20 protein-coding genes are annotated in these 18,979 nt (G+C 64.7%); 6 read left to right on the plus strand and 14 right to left on the minus strand.

Annotated elements, in window-relative coordinates; translation table 11 throughout:
• Positions 1 to 840 (minus strand): hypothetical protein, encoded by an 840-nt coding sequence (locus E5K04_RS01535; RefSeq protein WP_136551138.1) that lies wholly within the window; start codon positions 838 to 840, stop codon positions 1 to 3.
• 338 nt (positions 841 to 1,178) lie between these two features.
• Between E5K04_RS01535 and E5K04_RS01540 the strand changes: the two genes are divergently transcribed.
• From E5K04_RS01540 to E5K04_RS01550, 3 genes are read left to right on the plus strand one after another with little or no spacing between them, the layout of a single operon-like run.
• Entirely contained in the window at positions 1,179 to 2,204 is a 1,026-nt protein-coding gene (locus tag E5K04_RS01540; RefSeq protein WP_136551139.1) for an ABC transporter substrate-binding protein, read from the plus strand.
• Between the two features lie 10 nt (positions 2,205 to 2,214).
• Positions 2,215 to 2,994, plus strand: a complete 780-nt coding sequence (locus E5K04_RS01545) for an ABC transporter ATP-binding protein (RefSeq protein WP_136551140.1) — start codon at positions 2,215 to 2,217, stop codon at positions 2,992 to 2,994.
• Positions 2,995 to 3,003: 9 nt separating this feature from the next.
• Positions 3,004 to 3,771 carry an ABC transporter permease gene (locus E5K04_RS01550; protein ID WP_136551141.1) on the plus strand — a complete coding sequence of 256 codons (768 nt, stop codon included), beginning with the start codon at positions 3,004 to 3,006 and terminating at the stop codon, positions 3,769 to 3,771.
• A 477-nt stretch (positions 3,772 to 4,248) separates the two neighbouring features.
• Here the strand turns inward: E5K04_RS01550 and E5K04_RS01555 are convergent, their stop codons facing one another.
• From E5K04_RS01555 to urtA, 13 genes are all read right to left on the minus strand, one after another.
• Positions 4,249 to 4,818 (minus strand): HupE/UreJ family protein, encoded by a 570-nt coding sequence (locus E5K04_RS01555; protein ID WP_136551142.1) that lies wholly within the window; start codon positions 4,816 to 4,818, stop codon positions 4,249 to 4,251.
• Positions 4,811 to 5,446, minus strand: coding sequence for an urease accessory protein UreG (gene ureG / locus E5K04_RS01560; protein WP_136551143.1), 636 nt, complete (start codon positions 5,444 to 5,446; stop codon positions 4,811 to 4,813). Before ureG ends, E5K04_RS01555 begins: the two co-directional genes overlap by 8 nt.
• A 30-nt stretch (positions 5,447 to 5,476) precedes the next feature.
• Positions 5,477 to 6,154 (minus strand): urease accessory protein UreF, encoded by a 678-nt coding sequence (locus tag E5K04_RS01565; protein WP_136551144.1) that lies wholly within the window; start codon positions 6,152 to 6,154, stop codon positions 5,477 to 5,479.
• Entirely contained in the window at positions 6,151 to 6,648 is a 498-nt protein-coding gene (ureE, locus tag E5K04_RS01570) for an urease accessory protein UreE (RefSeq protein ID WP_136551145.1), read from the minus strand. The genes E5K04_RS01565 and ureE overlap by 4 nt, the downstream gene beginning before the upstream one ends.
• 9 nt (positions 6,649 to 6,657) lie before the next feature.
• On the minus strand, positions 6,658 to 8,358 hold the full coding sequence (ureC, locus tag E5K04_RS01575; RefSeq protein WP_136551146.1) for an urease subunit alpha: 1,701 nt from the start codon (positions 8,356 to 8,358) through the stop codon (positions 6,658 to 6,660).
• Positions 8,355 to 8,660 carry an urease subunit beta gene (locus tag E5K04_RS01580; RefSeq protein WP_136551147.1) on the minus strand — a complete coding sequence of 102 codons (306 nt, stop codon included), beginning with the start codon at positions 8,658 to 8,660 and terminating at the stop codon, positions 8,355 to 8,357. Before E5K04_RS01580 ends, ureC begins: the two co-directional genes overlap by 4 nt.
• A gap of 8 nt (positions 8,661 to 8,668) precedes the next feature.
• Positions 8,669 to 8,971 carry an urease subunit gamma gene (locus E5K04_RS01585; RefSeq protein ID WP_136551148.1) on the minus strand — a complete coding sequence of 101 codons (303 nt, stop codon included), beginning with the start codon at positions 8,969 to 8,971 and terminating at the stop codon, positions 8,669 to 8,671.
• A 16-nt stretch (positions 8,972 to 8,987) separates the two neighbouring features.
• Positions 8,988 to 9,842, minus strand: a complete 855-nt coding sequence (locus E5K04_RS01590; RefSeq protein WP_136551149.1) for an urease accessory protein UreD — start codon at positions 9,840 to 9,842, stop codon at positions 8,988 to 8,990.
• A 70-nt stretch (positions 9,843 to 9,912) separates the two neighbouring features.
• Entirely contained in the window at positions 9,913 to 10,611 is a 699-nt protein-coding gene (gene urtE / locus E5K04_RS01595; protein ID WP_136551150.1) for an urea ABC transporter ATP-binding subunit UrtE, read from the minus strand.
• Positions 10,612 to 10,614: 3 nt separating this feature from the next.
• The gene (urtD, locus tag E5K04_RS01600) at positions 10,615 to 11,445 is read right to left on the minus strand and encodes an urea ABC transporter ATP-binding protein UrtD (protein WP_136551151.1); all 831 of its coding nucleotides are present in this window, start codon (positions 11,443 to 11,445) and stop codon (positions 10,615 to 10,617) included.
• On the minus strand, positions 11,442 to 12,542 hold the full coding sequence (gene urtC / locus E5K04_RS01605) for an urea ABC transporter permease subunit UrtC (protein WP_136551152.1): 1,101 nt from the start codon (positions 12,540 to 12,542) through the stop codon (positions 11,442 to 11,444). The genes urtD and urtC overlap by 4 nt, the downstream gene beginning before the upstream one ends.
• Before the next feature lie 8 nt (positions 12,543 to 12,550).
• Positions 12,551 to 14,134 (minus strand): urea ABC transporter permease subunit UrtB, encoded by a 1,584-nt coding sequence (gene urtB / locus E5K04_RS01610; RefSeq protein WP_136551153.1) that lies wholly within the window; start codon positions 14,132 to 14,134, stop codon positions 12,551 to 12,553.
• Between the two features lie 81 nt (positions 14,135 to 14,215).
• A complete protein-coding gene (gene urtA, locus E5K04_RS01615; protein ID WP_136551154.1) occupies positions 14,216 to 15,487 on the minus strand; it encodes an urea ABC transporter substrate-binding protein in 1,272 nt (423 codons plus the stop codon).
• 414 nt (positions 15,488 to 15,901) lie between these two features.
• Between urtA and E5K04_RS01620 the strand changes: the two genes are divergently transcribed.
• The 3 genes from E5K04_RS01620 to E5K04_RS01630 are packed head-to-tail and all read left to right on the plus strand — an operon-like array spanning position 15,902 to position 18,916.
• Positions 15,902 to 16,732 carry a MurR/RpiR family transcriptional regulator gene (locus tag E5K04_RS01620; protein ID WP_235844209.1) on the plus strand — a complete coding sequence of 277 codons (831 nt, stop codon included), beginning with the start codon at positions 15,902 to 15,904 and terminating at the stop codon, positions 16,730 to 16,732.
• A gap of 14 nt (positions 16,733 to 16,746) precedes the next feature.
• Complete coding sequence (gene ddpX, locus E5K04_RS01625; protein WP_136551156.1) at positions 16,747 to 17,283, plus strand: D-alanyl-D-alanine dipeptidase; 537 nt, start codon at positions 16,747 to 16,749, stop codon at positions 17,281 to 17,283.
• 55 nt (positions 17,284 to 17,338) lie between these two features.
• Positions 17,339 to 18,916 (plus strand): ABC transporter substrate-binding protein, encoded by a 1,578-nt coding sequence (locus tag E5K04_RS01630; RefSeq protein WP_235844211.1) that lies wholly within the window; start codon positions 17,339 to 17,341, stop codon positions 18,914 to 18,916.
• Positions 18,917 to 18,979: the final 63 nt, after the last annotated feature.

Consider the following 18,979-nt stretch of genomic DNA (forward strand, 5'->3'; position numbering starts at 1 on the left):
TCAGAAATGCCACTCTGCATTGATCGATGGAGCGCTAGTCTTGGTGCCCTTGCCCGGCGGATTGCCGAACTTGTTGTGCCAATACTCGTAGCCCGGGCCCATGAATACCGTGTTCTTGTGGCCTGCGACCAACTGGCCCACATCCAGCAGCAGCGCCGTGCGCACCAGTGTTTCAGGCTTGGTCGACTGACCGAAACCGTCCCGCCCCTTCTCTCCGATGTAATCGGCAAAACCCTTGAACAGCATGGACGCCGCGCCAATATGGAATGGGATACCCCATGAAACATTCAGGTTCCAGGTCGAATCAAAATGGACGTTCCGCTCCTTGGCAGAAGGAATACCGTTATGGTTGGTTTCGTCACGATAAAGCAGGCTCACATCGAGAAAGCCCGGCACATCAAACTTGATGGTCGGGCCAATGACCAGGACCCTTGGCCGTGGAGCGAACTGGGTATTCTTGCTGCCCGCGTTGAAGCCGGCCGTCAGCGCCAAGTCTTTGATCGGACCAAGCTTCCAGTCACTTCCATAAATTTTATTGAAAGACAGTTGCGTACGGTAGACCGCATACAATTCCTGAGCGCCGCCCGAACCCGCACCCGCCGCGGGGTCCTTGCTGTCTGACATCAGGACGTCGACGTTGAAGAAATTGCTGCCGTAGCGATAACCGCTGGCGTGCGTCAGCGAAACAATGTTCTTGCTGATCTCTGCATCGATGGCCGGCTCCGTGTACTGGTTGCTCCAGCGATACCCGATAAAGGTGTCGCTCCAATCGGCGGCCAATGCCGGGAAGGCAATCGAACACAACATGCCGGCACAGGCAATCTTCTTGATACCGTCCATAAAACCCCCTATTTATGTTTCGTCGCATAATCGACAGAGAGAAACTATCAGGGTCATATCGACAAATCGCCAATACTCTGTATCCACCGGACCAATAAATGCCAATAACAACGATTAATACGCATGATCTGTATCCGAAACACAGGCCAACGCACCACCACCGTGCCGCCAGGCAATAAAAATCCGGCCGTCAAATGCCGCAGGCACCATTGCAAAACATATACCGGCACCTTTCTTGTGCATGTTTTTTTAATTGGCAAACATGCAACATGCCGCCCCGGATTATCCGGCACATGTTTTGCATCGTCTGCCGGACATTCACCCACCGGAGATCAACCATGAAAATCAATCGCCGCATGTTGCTGCCCGTAATGGCTACCCTGTGCCTGTTCCCGGCGACCGCCACACTCGCCGCCACCCCAGAAAAAGTTCGCTTCACGCTTGACTGGCGCATGGAAGGCCCGGCCGCGCCTTTCCTTCTTGCTAGGGACAAGGGTTATTTCGCAGCGGAAGGGCTGGACGTCAGCATCGACGTGGGCACCGGTTCGGCCGGCGCCGTCACCCGTGTTGCCAGCGGCGCATACGACATCGGTTTTGCCGATTTCAACGCTCTGGTCGAATACGAGGCCAAAACACCGGGTTCCCGCGTGCAAGGCATTTATATGGTCTACAACACCACCCCGGCCGCCATCATTAGCCTGAAAGACAAATCCATTAACCGCCCGGCCGACCTGGTTGGAAAAACGCTGGCGGCGCCAATTTTCGACGCGGGCCGCAAGGCATGGCCGGCGTTTGCCAAGTCTAACCAGATCGCGCCAACGTCCGTCACCTGGCAGACCGTCGAACCGGCCTTGCGCGAGACCCTGCTGGCGCGTGGCGACGTAGACGCCATCACCGGTTTCTCGTTCACGAGCGTGCTGAATCTTGAATCCAGGGGGGTAAAACCGGACGACATCCGCGTGATGCCCTATTCGAAGCACGGGGTAGAGGCTTACGGAAACACGCTGATCGCCAGCAGCGACCTCATCCGGAACAAACCCAAGGTCGTCGCCGGTTTTGTCCGGGCTTTCAACAAGGCCCTCAAGGAAACGCTGGCCAACCCGGAAGCGGCCGTGGCCCATGTCAAGCGCCAGGATCCGCTCGTCAACGAGGCCCTTGAATTACGCCGGCTGAAGCTTGCCCTGGCCGCATGCGTAGTCACCCCCGAAACGCGCAGCGCCGGGCTCGGCACGGTCAACCCGGCGCGCATGCAACGCGCGATAGAGGAAACCGCGGCCGCCTACGGGCTTGCCACCATTCCGGCCGCCGACGTGCTCTTTACCGGTGCATTCTTGCCGCCCAAATCCGCCTTGATGATCAAGTAAGGTGCACAAGATGACATTTGTGGAATTTGAGGACGTCAGTCTCGCCTATCAGCCGGGCGGCCCGGCCGCCATCGAAAACGTCAGCATCAAGGTCGAGGAAAATTCCTTTGTCGCAGTGGTGGGCCCATCCGGCTGCGGCAAGTCCACCTTGATGAAGCTGGTCAGCGGCCTCAAGCCAGTCAGTTCCGGTTACGTCTACGTCGGGAACCGCGAGGTAAAGGGCCCGCTGGGGATCGTCGGCATGGCATTTCAGCAAGCCAACCTTCTGCCGTGGCGTACCACCTTGCAGAACGTGATGCTGCCGCTGGAAATTGTCGAGCCATTCCGTTCGCGCCACAGGCAACAGCGCAAGGCGCACGAGGCCATGGCGCGCGCATTGCTCGCGCGGGTGGGGCTGGCCGGCTGCGAAGACAAATTCCCCTGGGAGCTTTCGGGGGGCATGCAACAGCGCGCCTCCATCTGCCGCGCACTGATCCACAAACCCCGTTTGCTGATGCTCGACGAGCCCTTCGGGGCCCTCGACGCCTTCACCCGCGAGGAGCTCTGGTGCCTGATGCGCGACTTGTGGCAGAACGAGCCGTTCACCGCCATTCTTGTCACCCACGACCTGCGGGAAGCGGTCTTTCTGGCCGACCGCGTCATTGTCATGAGTCCGAGGCCGGGCCGCGTGATCGACGACCGCACCATCGACCTGCCCCGCCCCCGCCCGCTGGAAATCTGCTACACCGAGACGTTTGCCGGGCATGTCCACGCATTGCGCGGCCAAATCGGCCACGCCCGCCAACACTGAGGAACGACCATGCCCACGTCACTGACCGTCCGTGCCGCGCCTGCCATCCTGCTGCTCGCCCTGCTGCTTGTCTGGCATGTGGCATGTACTGCGCTCGCCATCCCCGACTTCCTCTTCCCCTCGCCGCTGGCGGTCTGGCATGCCGGGGTAGAGGCCTTTGATCCGATCATGATGCATGCGCAACAGACCCTGCTGACGACGCTCGGCGGCTTCGCGCTGGCTGTCGTCGTCGGCCTGCTCCTGGGCATTGCGGTCGGCATTTCGCCCCTCGTCTATCGCGCGTGCTACCCCCTGATGGTCGGCTTCAACAGCATTCCGAAAGTCGCCTTCGTCCCCGTGCTGGTCGTATGGTTCGGCATTGGCACCATGCCCGCCATCATCACCGCTTTCCTGATCTCGTTTTTCCCCATCGTCGTCAACGTGGCAACCGGGCTGTCCACCCTGGAACCCGAACTGGAGGACGTCTTGCGTTCGCTTGGCGCCAGCCGGCTGGACATCCTCAGGAAAGTGGCCATCCCGCGCGCACTGCCCTACTTCTTTGCGTCGCTCAAGGTCTCGATCACATTGGCGTTTGTCGGCTCCGTCATTGCCGAAACCGTCGCGTCCAACCTGGGCATCGGCTATCTGATGATGTCCGCAAGCTCGACCATGAACATGGCGCTGGTGTTTGCCGGGCTCGCCGTCATCGGCGCGATGGGGGTCGTGATGTACGCAGTGTTCTCGCAGGCCGAACAGCGCTTCACCGCCTGGGCACACCGCGGCGCCCATACGCCATAAGCGGGGGTTGTCGTCACTACAAGGTCGCAGCGTTCCCGGCGCGAAGGCACGCTGCCCGACGGGTTTAGGCAACGATGCAGGCCTGCCGGGCACGCGGACCTGCCAGCGGCCTGATGCGATGGTGTGCCGCAAGCCCGGCCGGTTAACCCCGGCCGGGCTTGCGGCCGTGTAACAAGCGACACCAGCGCACCCGGCACCCCGTTGCTTGAGCTTAAAACCGGCTGGCACAGCCTCCTCGCAGCCGCGCGCTCCGCCGGCACGCCCGGCTGCATGAAAGCCCTGCTTGCCGGCATCCGGGTCGAAAGCACGGCCTTGGCCGGGATGAACCTCGGCGCCGGATGGACAACCGCCCAGTAAGCGTGGCCTGCTGGGCGGTTGTCGTTCGGGCCGTATCTGCCCCCCCCCGCTCGGCGGGGGGCGTCACGGGCTGCGGGACTAAGGTCAGATCAGGAAAGACGCGATTTGGCGAGGCACCCGCTACACCGTCGCCATCACCAGCAGCGCACCCGAGGCGGCGATCGCGGCGCCCAGCCAGCGCAGCAGGCCGGTCACGCGCAGTGCGGCGTGGCCGACGGCCAGGCCGCCCGCGTGCAGCGCGGCGCTGGCCAGCATGAAGCCGGCCGCGTACGCGGCGGCGCTGGCGCCCCCCGGCATTTCCAGTCCGTGCGCGACGCCGTGCCACAACGCGAAGAGGCTGATCCCGGACAGCGCGAGCACCGCCGGCACCCGGGTCACGGTGGCCACCAGCAGGCCGCCCAGCATCACCGACAGCGCGATGCCGCCCTCCAGCATGGGCAGCACGACGCCGGCCATGCCCAGCGCCCCGCCGGCGGCCAGCGCGAGCACGAAGGCCAGCGGCCCGTGCCAACGCGCGCGCGCCTGCTGCTGGGCGGCCCACAGGCCGACCGCGAACATCGCCAGCAGGTGGTCGAGCCCGGCAAACGGGTGGATCAGGCCCTGGCTGAAGCTGTCGGTGCCGTGGCCGGTATGTGCCTGCGCGAGGCCGGCGGCGCCGGCAAGCAGGATGGAAAGCAGCATTTTACGCATGGGTGGCTCCTTGTTCGCTCAGGGTGAGCATGCCTTTGTGTTCGATGAAACGGATGATGTCGTCCAGGCCGTGGCCGCTTTTCAGGTTGGAGAAGATGAAGGGCCGCGCGCCGCGCATCTTCAGCGCGTCCCGCGCCATCACGTCGAGCGACGCGCCCACCAGCGGGGCCAGGTCGATCTTGTTGATCACCAGCAGGTCGGACTTGCAGATGCCGGGCCCGCCCTTGCGCGGGATCTTGTCGCCCGCCGAGACGTCGATCACGTAGAGGGTGAGGTCGGACAATTCGGGGCTGAAGGTCGCGGCCAGGTTGTCGCCGCCGCTCTCGATGAAGATCACGTCAAGGTCGGGGTGGCGGGCGTTCAGCCGCGCGACGGCCTCGAGGTTGATCGACGCGTCCTCGCGGATCGCGGTATGCGGGCAGCCGCCGGTCTCGACCCCGATGATGCGGTCGGCCGCCAGCGCCTCGTTGCGCACCAGGAACTGGGCGTCTTCCTGCGTATAGATGTCGTTGGTGACGGCGGCGACGTTGTACTTGTCGCGCAACGCCGTGCACAGCGCCCAGGTCAGGTGCGTCTTGCCCGACCCGACCGGGCCGCCGATGCCCACGCGCAATGCGGCTTGTTTCATGGTGTGTCCTCGAGAAAGAAGGAAGGAAGATCAGGACCGGAACAACCGGCTGTACTGTGTTTCGTGTTTCTGTACGACCCAGGCGTGCATCGGCGCGAAGTTGCTGCGCGCATCGTCAGGCCAGCACCAGGCCTGCCCGACCGCCTGGGCAAGCCTGGGCAGCAGGCGGGAGACCAGCCGCTGGCCGGCGCTTTGCCCCATCGGCATGGCCTTCATCAGCACCATCACCTGGTTTTCCAGCCAGCCCCACAGCCACGCCTCGAGGGCCTCTTCGCCCGGCAACTGCAGGCAGCACGCGGCCAGCGCCCAGGCCACCGGCAGGCTGACCGGCTCGTCCGCGGGCCAGGGCGCCCCGCCGGCCCCCTCGGGCAAGCCCGAGAGCAGCTGGCACAGCGAATACCCCATCTGCGTGCTCTCCTGCACCTGCTCGCGGCTGTCGCGGCTGGCGAGCACCTCCTCGTTCAGCCGCCAGAGCGCCGGCCAGTCGCCCGCCTCGGCCGCCCGGCAGCAGGCGGCCAGCACCGGCGCGTCAAACGACACCAGCGGGCCCTCGAGCAGGCCGGCCAGCCAGCGCTCTGCGCTGGCCTCGTCGTGGACCAGGCCGAGTTCGAGCGCGCTCTCCAGGCCTTGCGAATAGCTGTAGGCGCCGATCGGCAAGCCGGGGCTGGCCAGGCGCAGGAGCTGCAGGCGGGCCACCGCCTGCTTCATGGCTGCGGCCCGAACAGGTGCAGCATGGGCGCGTAATGGAAAGCCGACTCCTTGCCGTGCGAGTGGTGGTGGCCGCCGCCGTAGGCGCCGTGCTCGGGCTGGAAGGCCGCGTCCACGCGGACCACCGGCAGGCCCATCTGGCCAAGCATCTGGGCGAGCACCTCGTCGCTGGCGAGGCGCAGCCAACCGTCGCCGACCTCGACCTTCACGTGGCGGTTGCCCAGGTGGTAGGCCGCGCACGCGAGCGCGCGCGGGTTGGGACACTCGACGTGCAGCAGCGCCTCGTCTGCCGCGCATACCTCGACACAGCGGCCGTCGTCGGACTGCAGGCGCTCGCCATGGCGCAGTGGCGGGCTGCCCGGCGGCAGCATCACCCCGGCCTCCTCGCCGGCAGCGGTCCGCGTCAGCAGCCGCATCTTGCAGCGTCGCTCGAAGTCGAGCACCAGTCGGTCCGACGGCACACCGTCTGCCCCCCGGCTACGTAGCACTAGCATGGGTCCCCCTCAGAACAGGAAATAGCGCTGCGCCATCGGCAGCTCTTCGGCCGGCTCGCACCACAGCAACTCGCCGTCGGCACGCACCTGGTAGTTTTGTGGATCGACCTCGATCTTCGGCAGGTAGTTGTTGTGCACCAGGTCACCCTTCTGCACGCGGCGGCAGCCCTGCACCGCGACCGCCCGCTTCTTCAGGCCCAGCGACTGCGGCACGCCCGCGTCCAGCGCGGCCTGCGACATGAAGGTGACGCTGCTTTGCGCCACCGCGCCGCCGAACGCACCGAACATCAGCCGGTAATGCACCGGCTGCGGCGTCGGGATGCTCGCGTTGGCGTCGCCCATCGGCGCGCAAACGATCAGCCCGCCCTTGAGGATCAGGCTCGGTTTCACGCCGAAGAACGCCGGCTTCCACAGCACGAGGTCGGCCAGCTTGCCCGCCTCGACGCTGCCGACCTCGTGCGCGATGCCGTGGGTGATCGCCGGGTTGATCGTGTACTTGGCGAGGTAGCGCTTGATGCGCGCGTTGTCGTTGCCCGCGCCGTCGCCGGGCAGCGCGCCGCGCTGGCGCTTCATCTTGTCGGCGGTCTGCCAGCAACGCAGGATGGTCTCGCCGACGCGGCCCATCGCCTGGCTGTCCGAGGACATCATCGCGAACGCCCCCAGGTCATGCAGGATGTCCTCGGCGGCGATGGTCTCGCGGCGGATGCGGCTCTCGGCGAAGGCGACGTCCTCGGCGATCGCCGGGTCGAGGTGGTGGCACACCATCAGCATGTCCAGGTGCTCGTCGATGGTGTTGACCGTGAACGGCCGGGTCGGGTTGGTCGAACTGGGCAGCACGTTCGCCTGCCCGCACGCCTTGATGATGTCCGGCGCGTGCCCGCCGCCGGCGCCTTCGGTGTGGTAGGTGTGGATGGTGCGGCCCTTGAACGCGGCGAGCGTCGCCTCGATGAAGCCGCCCTCGTTCAGGGTGTCGGTGTGGATCGCGACCTGCACGTCCATCTCGTCGGCCACCGTCAGGCAGTTGTCGATCGCGGCCGGGGTGGTCCCCCAGTCCTCGTGCAGTTTCAGCCCGATGGCACCGGCGCGCACCTGCTCGCGCAGCGGCTCGGGCAGGCTGGCGTTGCCCTTGCCGGTAAAGCCCAGGTTCATCGGGAACGCCTCGGCCGCCTTGAGCATCTGCGCCATATGCCAGGGCCCGGGCGTGCAGGTGGTCGCGTTGGTGCCGGTCGCCGGCCCCGTCCCGCCGCCGATCATGGTGGTGATACCGGAGGTCAGCGCCTCCTCGATCTGCTGCGGGCAGATGAAGTGGATGTGCGAGTCGATGCCGCCGGCGGTGACGATCATCCCTTCGGCCGCGATGATTTCGGTCGACGCGCCGATATGGATGTCGACCCCCGGCTGGATGTCGGCGTTGCCCGCCTTGCCGATCGCCGCGATGCGGCCGTCCTTCAGCGCGATGTCGGCCTTGACCACCCCCCAGTGGTCGAGGATCAGCGCGTTGGTCAGCACGGTATCCGCCACTTCGGCCGCCAGTTTCTGGCCTTGCCCCATCCCGTCGCGGATCACCTTGCCGCCGCCGAACTTCACCTCCTCGCCGTAGACCGTGAGGTCCTGTTCGACCTCGAGCAAGAGCCCGGTGTCCGCCAGCCGCACCCGGTCCCCACGGGTGGGGCCGAACATTTCCGCATACGCCTGCCTGCTGATTTTCATAGTGCCCCCATGACCTTGCCCTGAAAGCCGAACACCCGGCGCAAGCCGCCCAGCGCGACCAGTTCGACGGTGCGCGACTGCCCCGGCTCGAAGCGCACGGCGGTGCCGGCCGCGATGTTCAGCCGGAAGCCGTAGGCGGCGTCGCGGTCGAATGACAGCGCGTCGTTGACCTCGGCAAAATGGTAGTGCGAGCCGACCTGTACCGGCCGGTCGCCCTCATTGACCACGGCCAGCGAACGGGTGTCGCGGCCGGCGTTCAGTTCGATCTCGCCGTGCTGCGCGAGGATTTCTCCGGGAATCATGCGGCCTCCTAGAGGATGGGCTGGTGCACGGTCACCAGCTTGGTGCCGTCGCGGAAAGTTGCCTCGACCTGGATGTCGGGGATCATCTCGGCCACCCCGTCCATCACGTCGTCGCGGCCGAGCAAGGTGGTGCCGAAATGCATCAGCTCGGCCACGCTGCGCCCGTCGCGGGCGCCCTCCATGATGGCCGCGCTGATGAAGGCGACCGTCTCGGGGTAGTTGAGCCTGAGGCCGCGCGCACGGCGGCGTTCGGCGAGCAAGGCTGCGGTGAAGATCAGCAGCTTGTCCTTTTCGCGTGGTGTCAGTTCCATGGGTGTCCCGGTTTGATCAGGTCGACCAGATCCGCGGCAGCTGCGCGGCCCGGCCGTGGGTGAAAGGGTGTAGCGCTGCGCGCGCATCGCGCAGCCAGTGATGGGCGGCCTCGGCGCTGTCGCCGACAAAGCGCGCGAGCCAGACGCCGTCGAACTGGCTGGCGGCGGCATGGCCGTCCGCCGGCAAGCCGAGGATCTCGTCGTGGACCGGCGCGGGCAGCGCGGGGCCGGCCCACAGCAGCATGGCGACCACGCTGTGGCCGGCCAGGCCGACGGGCGAGGCCAACAGCGGGCTTGCCGCGTCGAGCACGGTGCGCTCGTGAAAGAGCAGCCGGCCGTCGCGGCGGATGTCGACCTGCTGGCGCCAGAGGCCGCGCGCGAAGGGGCGCCGTGCAGCAGGCCGCCCCAGGCACACCACGTCGCCCCACAGCAGGCCGGCGTCGGCAGCGAGTTCGACCTCGGCGCGCAAGCGGACCCGGGCGCCGTCGAACAGGATGGTTTCCAGCGGCAGCCAAGACAGCGTGCTGCCGGCGGCCAGCGTGAAGCGCAGGGTCTGCTGCGCGTCCCGCCCGAAGCCGTCGTACCACTTGGCGGCGCCCGGGCTGGTCAGCAGCACCTCGGCGCCCTCCTCGAGCCGCACGTCCAGCCGCAGGCTGTCGCCGCCGGCCACGCCGCCTGGCGGGTGCACGATGATGTGCTCGCAACTGCCGTCGGCGCCGACGAAGTGCTTTTGCACGCGCAAGGGACCGCTGTGGCTGCGATGCACCGGAACGGTGCATCCGGCCTGCCGCGCGTAGGCGAGGCTGAGCGTCGCGGGCCAGCCTTGCCGCAGGGAACACGGCAGGGTAGCTAGGGTCGGGTCGGCGTGCATGGTCGGGCCACTCAGTCAGGATGCCCTTACCCTTGCAAACACCGTGCCAGCGTCATGACTGGCGCCCCGCTCAGATCGCCAGAAGTTCGCGCACCCGGTCCCCGGCCATCGCGTGGCCGTGGCCGCGCTGCACCACCTCGCCGCGCGACATCACCACGTAGCGGTCGGCCAACGCCTCGGCAAAGTCGTAGTACTGCTCGACCAGCAGGATCGCCATGTCGCCGCGCGACGCCAGCTGGCGGATCACGTTGCCGATTTCCTTGATGATCGACGGCTGGATCCCCTCGGTCGGCTCGTCGAGGATCAGCAGCGAGGGGCGGCTGACCAGCGCGCGGCCGATCGCCAGCTGCTGCTGCTGGCCGCCGGACAAGTCGCCGCCGCGGCGATGCCGCATCTCGTAGAGCACGGGGAACATCTCGAACACGCTGTCGGGCAGCACGCGGCCCTGTCGCCCCTTGAAGCGCGCCAGCCCCATGCGCAGGTTTTCCTCGACGCTCAGGCGGGGGAAGATCTCCCGCCCCTGCGGCACGTAGGCCATGCCGCGCTCGACGCGCTGGTGCGGCGCAAGAGTGCGGATGTCCTCGCCCTGCAAGCGCACCTCGCCGCTGCGTGCGGCCAGCTGCCCCATCAGGCAGCGCAGCAGGGTGCTCTTGCCGACGCCGTTGCGCCCGAGGATGCAGGTCACCTCGCCCACCGGTGCCTCGAAGGCGACGTCGCGCAGGATGTGGCTGCCGCCGTAAAACTGGTTCAGCTTGTTGACGATCAGCATCGCTCACCTTCCCAGATAAACTTCGATCACGCGCTCGTCGGCCTGCACCTGGGCGAGACTGCCCTCGGCCAGCACGCGCCCCTCGGCAAGCACCGTCACCTTCTGCGCGATCTGCCCGACGAAATCCATGTCGTGCTCGACCACCATCATCGAGTGCCGCCCCCGCAGCGAGCACAGGAGCTCGGCGGTCTTTTCGGTCTCGGCGTCGGTCATCCCGGCCACCGGCTCGTCCAGCAGCAGCAAGCGCGGCTCCTGCGCCAGGAGCATGCCGATCTCCAGCCACTGTTTCTGGCCGTGGGACAACAGCCCGGCCGGGCGCTGCCGCAAGTCGGCCAGGCGGATCGTCACCAACAGCTCGTCGATGCGCGTGCGCGCTGCGCCGGTCAGCCTGGCCATCAGACTGGCACGCACCGACTTGTCGCCCGCGAGCGCAAGCTCGAGGTTTTCCTGCACGCTCATCGCCTCGAAGACGGTCGGCTTCTGGAACTTGCGGCCTATCCCCAGCTGCGCGATCTCGGGCTCGGCGTGGCGGGTCAGGTCTATGGTCTGCCCGAAGAACACCGAACCCGAATCCGGCCGCGTCTTGCCGGTGATCACGTCCATCATCGTGGTCTTGCCGGCCCCGTTGGGGCCGATCACGCAGCGCAACTCGCCTACGCCGATGTCCAGCGTCAGCTTGTTCAGGGCGCGAAAGCCGTCGAAGCTGACCGTCACGTCGTCCAGGTACAGGATCGCGCCGTGCCGCGTATCCAGCGTGTCCTCCAGCGGACGGGAAAGCCCGCCGGCTGTCCCGCGCTGCGATGCCTGCCTTGCCTCTGCCGTGTTCGCGTTCATGCGCGGTCCCCTTTCTTGCCGAACAGCCCGAGCACACCGTTCGGCAAGGCCAGGGTCGCGGCGATAAACAAAAAGCCCAGGAAAAACAGCCAGTACTCCGGAAAGGCGACGGTGAACCAGCTCTTGGCCCCGTTGACGAGGCCGGCGCCCAGCACCGGGCCGATCAGCGTGCCCCGCCCGCCCAGCGCGACCCAGATCGCGATCTCGATCGAGTTGGCCGGTGACATCTCGCCGGGGTTGATGATGCCGACCTGCGGCACATACAGCGCGCCGGCCAGCGCGCACAGCACCGCCGACACCACCCAGATCGTCAGCTTGTAGTAGAGCGGGTTGTAGCCGCAGAACATCAGGCGCGACTCGGCGTCGCGGATCGCGGTCAGGATGCGGCCGAACTTGCTGCGCACAAGCCGCTGGCCGCCCCATAGCGCCGCACCCAGCAGCAGCACCGTCGCGGTAAACAGCAGCGCGCGGGTCGCCGGCTCGGCGATGCCGTAGCCCAGGATGCGCTTGAAGTCGGTAAAGCCGTTGTTGCCGCCGAAACCCGTCTCGTTGCGGAAGAACAGCAGCATCGCCGCGAAGGTCAGCGCCTGCGTCATGATCGAGAAGTAGACGCCCTTGATGCGGGAACGGAAGGCCAGCCAGCCGAATACCAGCGCGAGCAGGCCGGGCACCAGCACCACCAGCAGCATCGCCCACGCGAAATGCTCGGTCCCCTGCCAGAACCAGGGCAGGCTGTGCCAGTCTAGGAACACCATGAAGTCCGGCAATTCGCTCTGGTAGTTGCCGTCACGGCCGATCTGGCGCATCAGGTACATGCCCATGCCGTAGCCGCCGAGCGCGAAGAACAGGCCGTGGCCCAGGCTGAGCAGGCCGGTGTAGCCCCAGACCAGGTCCATCGCCAGCGCGACCACCGCGTAACAGAGGATCTTGCCGACCAGCGTCAGCGTATAGGCCGACACGTGAAGTGCGTGGCCTGCGGGCAGGGCCCAGTGCGCGAGCGGCAACAGCAGCAACAGGCCGAGCACCAGCGCCGTGGCGAACGTCGCCGCTCGCGGGCCGGCCGCCGCGGCCAGCCTCAGGGTATAGGGTTGCGACATGGCTCACCTCAATCGAGTGCGCGGCCCTTCAGGGCGAAGATGCCCTGCGGTCGCTTCTGGATGAACAGGATGATGAAGACGAGGATCAGGATCTTGGCCAGCACCGCCCCCAGCGAGGGCTCGATCACCTTGGCGAGCATGCCCAGGCCCAGCGCGCCCAGCACCGTGCCGGCCAGCTGGCCGACCCCGCCGAGCACCACCACCATGAAGCTGTCGATGATGTAGCCCTGGCCGAGGTCCGGGCCGACGTTGCCGATCTGGCTGAGCGCGACCCCGCCAAGGCCGGCGATGCCCGAGCCCAGCCCGAAGGCGAGCATGTCCACCCGGCCGGTCGCCACGCCGACGCTGTCGGCCATGCGGCGGTTCTGGGTGACGGCGCGCACGAACAGGCCAAGCCGGGTACGGTTCAGCAGCAGCCAGGTGGCCAGCAGCACGGCCAGCACGAAGGCGATGATCGCCAGCCGGTTGTAGGGCAGCGTCAGCGTGCTCGACACGGCGAGGCCACCAGAGAGCCAGCCGGGGTTGGCCACCTCGACGTTCTGCGCGCCGAACGCGACGCGCACTGCCTGCATCAGCATCAGGCTGATCCCCCAGGTCGCCAGCAGGGTCTCCAGCGGGCGGCCGTACAGGTGGCGGATCACCGTGCGCTCGAGCAGCATGCCGACCAGCGCCGCCACCACAAAGGCCGCCGGCAACGCCGCCAAGAGGTAGTAGTCGAACAGCGCCGGCCAGTGCGCGCGGAACAGGTTCTGCACCAGCCAGGTGGTGTAGGCGCCCAGCATCAGCATCTCGCCGTGCGCCATGTTGATCACGCCGAGCAGGCCGTAGGTGATCGCCAGCCCCAGCGCGGCCAAGAGCAGGATGGAGCCGAGGCTGACCCCGCTGAACAGGTGACCGAGCAGGTTGTAGCCGAACTGCGCCGACTCGATCTGAGCGATGGCGTCCACCGCCGCGGCGCGTACCTCGGGCGGCGCCTGCGGGTCGTCCTGCAAGGGCAGCAGCAGCGGCAGGCGTGCCGGGTCGCCCTCGGCGCCCAGCAGGCGGATGGCCGCCACCCGCTCAGCCGCACTGCCCGCCGACAGCTGCAGGGTCGCCGCGGCCGCCTGCAAGGCCGCGCGCACCTGGGTGTCCTGTTCGCTGGCGAGCCGCTCGAGGATCAGCGGCAACCAGGCCGCATCGGCCGCCTGCTCCAGCGTGCGTACCGCTTCGAGGCGGGTCTGCGGCGCCGGGGCGGTGAGCGCCGACGCGGCGTGAAAACGCTCCAGCGCGCTGCGCACGCTGTTGTTGACCGGCACGCTGTCGGTGCCTTCGGGCAGCACCGCCACCGGCTGGCCGCTGGCGGCGTCGAGGTAGCGCTCGCCTTGCTGGACAAAGAAGCGGGTACCGGCCGGGTCGGCCAGCAGGCGTCCTTCTTCCAGCGCGGCGACGGCGGCGGTTCGTTCGGCGTTGGGCGCGACCGCCCAGCCCGAGATCAGTTCGGCCCGCGTCGCCGGATCGGCCGCGGCCAGTTCGGCGGCAGGTGCGCCCGCCTGCGCGCCGGACGACAGCAGCACAAGCGCCAGCCACAGGCCGGCGAGGTGGAATAACTTCATGCGCGAGCCTTTCGATGAAGGTGCGGCGCGCGCCGGCCCGGCAGCCGAAGCGGCCGGCGGGCTGGCGCGGTCGGGGATGGCTTACAGCTTGGTCTTGACCGGGGTGTCAGGCTTCTTCTCGTTCCCCGGGATGTACGGGCTCCACGGCTGGGCGCGGATCGGCGACGGGGTCTTCCAGACCACCGAGAACTGGCCGTTGGGCTGCACTTCGCCGATCATCACCGGCTTGTGCAGGTGGTGGTTCTTGGCGTCCATGGTCAGCGTGTAGCCGGACGGCGCCTTGTACGAAATGCCGGCCATCGCCTTGCGCACGGCGGCGACGTCGGTGGTGCCGGCCTTCTTGACGGCCTCGGCCCACATGTTGATGCCGACGTAGGTCGCCTCCATCGGGTCGTTGGTCACCAGCTTGTCGGCGCCGGCAATGCCCTTCTTCTTGGCCCATGCCTTGTACGCGCCGGCCCACTGGCTGTTGACCGGGTTCTTCACGCTCATGAAGTAGTTCCAGGCGGCCAGGTGGCCGACCAGCGGCTTGGTGTCGATCCCCTTGAGTTCCTCCTCGCCAACCGAGAACGCCACCACCGGCACGTTGGTCGCCTTCAGGCCCTGGTTGCCCAGTTCCTTGTAGAACGGCACGTTGGAGTCGCCGTTGATGGTCGAGATCACCGCGGTCTTGCCGCCGGCGGAGAACTTCTTGATATTGCCGACGATGGTCTGGTAGTCGCTGTGGCCGAACGGCGTGTACACCTCCTGGATGTCGCTGTCCTTGACGCCCTTCGACTTCAGGAACGCGCGCAGGATCTTGTTGGTCGTGCGCGGGTAGACGTAGTCGGTCCCCAGCAGATAGAAGCGCTTGGCGCTGCCGCCCTCCTTGCTCATCAGGTACTCGACCGCCGGGATCGCCTGCTGGTTGGGCGCGGCGCCGGTGTAGAACACGTTGGGCGACAGCTCCTCGCCCTCGTACTGCACCGGGTAGAACAGGAGGCCGTTCAGCTCCTCGTAGACCGGCAACACCGACTTGCGCGACACCGAAGTCCAGCAGCCGAAGGTGGCGGCGACCTTGTCGCGGGTCAGCAGCTGGCGGGCCTTTTCGGCGAACAGCGGCCAGTTGGACGCCGGGTCGACCACCACCGGCTCGAGCTTCTTGCCCAGCACGCCCCCCTTGGCGTTGATCTCGTCGATGGCGAACAGCGCCATGTCCTTGAGCGAGGTCTCGGAAATCGCCATGGTGCCGGACAGCGAATGCAGCACGCCGACCTTGATGGTGTCGGCGGCGTGCGCCTGCGCGGAAAAGCCGGCTGCCAGCAAGGACGCGGCGAGGACGGTGGTCTTGAGGATAAGGCGGCGAGTGGCCATGAGCGTGCTCCCTGGTGAACGGTTGGTTTTGCTGCGGTGCAAAACCAGATTAAGGCCCGTCCACCGGCGCCGGAATACGTCAAATTGCGTATAAGCAAACGGCTCCCACCTCCTTCAGTAATAAGCCATCGAGGAACCCCGACCGCTCGTGCGCCACGCTGGGTCAAGCCGCGCGCATCGGCATGAACCTTGCTTATCCATAAGCAGATGACGCACCGCACTATTTTGCCCATCCACAGACAGGAGGCCACCCGGCACTGAAACGATTTCGCAACACTCGCGCCGACAGCGGCCTCTGGAATGCAAAAAGCCTTTGACTTGACAGAAGCGAATGTTAGGTTATCAACAAATTGAACACCAAAGACAACCATCTAACATTACGGGCGTAACCGACGAATGGGCCGAGAAGGATTAGTGAGACTGCTTGAAGACAACTTCGCGGACTTCACGCCGACGGGAAAAAGGATAGCCGACTACCTCCTGTCCAACCTGCTGCAAATCCCGTTTGAAACGGCCGAGGGGATTGCCCGGCAGACCGGCACCACGGGAATTTCAGTGGGCCGCTTCCTCAGGCAGATAGGCTTCCAGAACCTCGAAGACCTGAAGCAGTCATTGCGGGGCAGCGGTCAGACCTGGCTGATGGCAGATCGACTCGATTCTGTCAGGGAACTGGACAACACGGACACCCTGAGCGATTCGTTGAAACTCGAACTGAAGTCAATCGAGTATGTATACACTCTCGCGCGCACCGAAGACTTCAAAGAAGTCGTCCAAAAAATTATCGATGCTGACGCAGTTTTCATCATTGGCATTCAATCAACCCGTGGCATCGCCAACTCGTTCTTTTGCCGACTGGAATACATACGACCCCATGTATTCTACGTGGACGGCCTGTCGGGTGCCTACATAGAATGCCTGAACTCCGAATTTAAAAATCCTTACATCATCATCGCAGACTTCAAGGCTTACGCGGCCGTCACCAGAAAGATATGCGCGGCAGCCTGCAAGAGAGACATCGGACTAGTGCTGATTACCGAACATCACTGCACTTGGGCGAGGACATTCCCGATCGACCTATTACAAATCAACGTGGACGTTGGGCAATTCTGGGACTCCCACGCCCCGCTGGCCACACTTTTTAACCTGCTGGCGTCTGGCGTCGTCAAAGGGTCGGGCACCCAGCTCGAGCAGCGATTGAAGCTCAACAAACAACTTCAGGTTGAATTCGGACAATTTGAAATATAGGCACTGCCACCCAGATGAAAAACAACCCGGCACTTATCGAAATTACGCCTGAAAAACATGGCGTCGTCGTTCACATGGCTTACGCTACGAACCAGAACATGCTTGGCAAAGCCGTGTACCAGAACGACAACTGCCTTTTGCACAGCGACGCCGCAGACGCGCTAAGTCTCGCCACGTCCCTCGCAGAATTGGCAGGTTACAAGATAAAAATACTGGATGCTTATCGAAGCCAGGACGACCACAAACGGCTATGGAATTTCCTGCCCAACCCCAACTACGTCGCGGACATTGCCACAGGCTCCAACCACAGCCGCGGCGTCGCACTCGACGTCACCCTGGTTGACCAGAACGACTGCGAATTGGACATGGGCACCGACTTTGACGTGATGGAAGAGACGTCCGGTCATTTCCATCCGGCACACCCGCCTCATGTACAAATCAACCGGCTGGTACTGCTTGGCATCATGAAAGCGGCCGGCTTCGTGCACATATCGACAGAGTGGTGGCATTACGAGCTGCCCGATGCAAAATCCTATCCGTTCATTAAGTAATTACCGCAAGGTGATAACCACAGCAGTACCCCGCAAACACTCGGAGACAACCCTCATGAATGCACATCTTGAAAGTGACATGCGTGCGATGAACAAGCCGTTCAGTACCCGCGCGCTGGCAGGTCTCATCATCACCGCGAGCCTCATCTCCGGTCAGGCGTTTGCTGCCACGCCGGCGGGTACCCTGGTGATCGGCAAGGCGGCTGACCCACAGACGCTGGACCCGGCCATCACCATCGACAATAACGACTGGACGGTGACCTACCCTGCCTACCAACGGCTGATACGTTACAAGGTCGAGAACGGCAAAGGGTCGACCCAGGTCGAAGGCGACCTGGCCAAGAGCTGGAAATCCTCGGCCGACGGCCTGACGTGGGAATTCAAGCTCAAAAAGGGCAACAAGTTTGACGACGGCAAAAACGTCACCGCCGACGCGGTCAAATACTCCTTCGAGCGCATGGTCAAGGCCGCACAAGGCCCATCCGAAGCCTTTCCTTCCGACATGGTGATCGAAGTCGTCGACCCGGAAACCGTGCGCTTCAGACTACAAAAGCCGTTTGCACCGTTCCTGTATACGCTTGCCAACAACGGCGCCAGCATCGTCAACCCTGCTGTCGTTGAGAAGCAAGGTGCCGGCTATCTGGCCAAGGCTACCGCCGGCTCCGGCCCCTTCAGGCTGAGCAATTGGCAAAAAGGGCAATCCCTAACGCTGGAACCGAACCCTTACTACGCCGGCCCCAAACCCAGCCTGAAACAGGTTGTGGTGAAGATCATCGCTGACCCGTCCAGTCGCCGCCTGCAACTTGAAAATGGCGACCTGGATATCGCGGAAGAACTTCCGGAAGACCAGTTGGCATCGCTTGGCAAAAAACCAGGCGTCAGCGTGGCAGCCTTCCCCTCGCTGCGGGTGACCTACCTGTACCTCAATAACCGGAAAGGTCCGATGAGCGACGTCAACATGCGCCGCGCCGTCTCCTACGCGACTGACTACAACGGGATCATCAAGGGGGTGCTCAAGGGTAACGCCAAGCAGATGCGCGGTGCGATACCGGAAGGGATGTGGGGCTTTGACGCCAAAGCCATGCAGTACAACATGAACATGAATAAATCCAAGCAGTTGATCGATAGCGCCACAAGCAAAGGCGGCACGCTCAATTTTGTCTATTCGACCAAAGACCCGAACTGGGAGCCGATCGCGATCAGCACGCAAGCGGCGCTTGGCGCACTCGGCGTCAAGGTCAAACTTGAGAATCTGGCCAACGCCACCATGCGCGACCGCGTCGGCAAGGGCGACTACGATATCGCCATCGGAAACTGGAGCCCGGACTTTGCCGACCCGTACATGTTCATGAACTACTGGTTCGATTCGGAAAAAGAAGGCTTGCCGGGCAACCGTTCTTACTACAAGAACCCTGCCGTCGATAAACTCGTGCGCGAAGCCGCTTCGATGACCGACCAGAAAAAACGGACCGAGCTTTATCAGAAAGCCCAGCAAATGGCCATCAACGATGCAGGCTACGTATTCCTCTTCCAGAAGAACTACCAGGTCGGCATGAGCAACAAGGTCAAGGGCTTTGCCTTCAACCCGATGCTGGAAAGCGTTTTCAACGTCGACGCCATTAAAAAACTTTAAAGAATGAAGCAGGGCACCGCCGATAAAACGGCGGTGCCCGCCATTTATTCTTCGAACGGGGGA

Origin of the sequence: Crenobacter intestini (genome assembly GCF_004919095.1) — a bacterium.
GTDB lineage: Bacteria > Pseudomonadota > Gammaproteobacteria > Burkholderiales > Chromobacteriaceae > Craterilacuibacter > Craterilacuibacter intestini.

Bases quoted from the DNA above. Each gene is read 5' to 3' on its own strand.
- E5K04_RS01535 (WP_136551138.1), bottom strand. From the start codon at position 840: ATGGACGGTATCAAGAAGATTGCCTGTGCCGGCATGTTGTGTTCGATT.
- E5K04_RS01540 (WP_136551139.1), top strand. From the start codon at position 1,179: ATGAAAATCAATCGCCGCATGTTGCTGCCCGTAATGGCTACCCTGTGC.
- E5K04_RS01545 (WP_136551140.1), top strand. From the start codon at position 2,215: ATGACATTTGTGGAATTTGAGGACGTCAGTCTCGCCTATCAGCCGGGC.
- E5K04_RS01550 (WP_136551141.1), top strand. From the start codon at position 3,004: ATGCCCACGTCACTGACCGTCCGTGCCGCGCCTGCCATCCTGCTGCTC.
- E5K04_RS01555 (WP_136551142.1), bottom strand. From the start codon at position 4,818: ATGCGTAAAATGCTGCTTTCCATCCTGCTTGCCGGCGCCGCCGGCCTC.
- ureG (WP_136551143.1), bottom strand. From the start codon at position 5,446: ATGAAACAAGCCGCATTGCGCGTGGGCATCGGCGGCCCGGTCGGGTCG.
- E5K04_RS01565 (WP_136551144.1), bottom strand. From the start codon at position 6,154: ATGAAGCAGGCGGTGGCCCGCCTGCAGCTCCTGCGCCTGGCCAGCCCC.
- ureE (WP_136551145.1), bottom strand. From the start codon at position 6,648: ATGCTAGTGCTACGTAGCCGGGGGGCAGACGGTGTGCCGTCGGACCGA.
- ureC (WP_136551146.1), bottom strand. From the start codon at position 8,358: ATGAAAATCAGCAGGCAGGCGTATGCGGAAATGTTCGGCCCCACCCGT.
- E5K04_RS01580 (WP_136551147.1), bottom strand. From the start codon at position 8,660: ATGATTCCCGGAGAAATCCTCGCGCAGCACGGCGAGATCGAACTGAAC.
- E5K04_RS01585 (WP_136551148.1), bottom strand. From the start codon at position 8,971: ATGGAACTGACACCACGCGAAAAGGACAAGCTGCTGATCTTCACCGCA.
- E5K04_RS01590 (WP_136551149.1), bottom strand. From the start codon at position 9,842: ATGCACGCCGACCCGACCCTAGCTACCCTGCCGTGTTCCCTGCGGCAA.
- urtE (WP_136551150.1), bottom strand. From the start codon at position 10,611: ATGCTGATCGTCAACAAGCTGAACCAGTTTTACGGCGGCAGCCACATC.
- urtD (WP_136551151.1), bottom strand. From the start codon at position 11,445: ATGAACGCGAACACGGCAGAGGCAAGGCAGGCATCGCAGCGCGGGACA.
- urtC (WP_136551152.1), bottom strand. From the start codon at position 12,542: ATGTCGCAACCCTATACCCTGAGGCTGGCCGCGGCGGCCGGCCCGCGA.
- urtB (WP_136551153.1), bottom strand. From the start codon at position 14,134: ATGAAGTTATTCCACCTCGCCGGCCTGTGGCTGGCGCTTGTGCTGCTG.
- urtA (WP_136551154.1), bottom strand. From the start codon at position 15,487: ATGGCCACTCGCCGCCTTATCCTCAAGACCACCGTCCTCGCCGCGTCC.
- ddpX (WP_136551156.1), top strand. From the start codon at position 16,747: ATGAAAAACAACCCGGCACTTATCGAAATTACGCCTGAAAAACATGGC.
- E5K04_RS01630 (WP_235844211.1), top strand. From the start codon at position 17,339: ATGAATGCACATCTTGAAAGTGACATGCGTGCGATGAACAAGCCGTTC.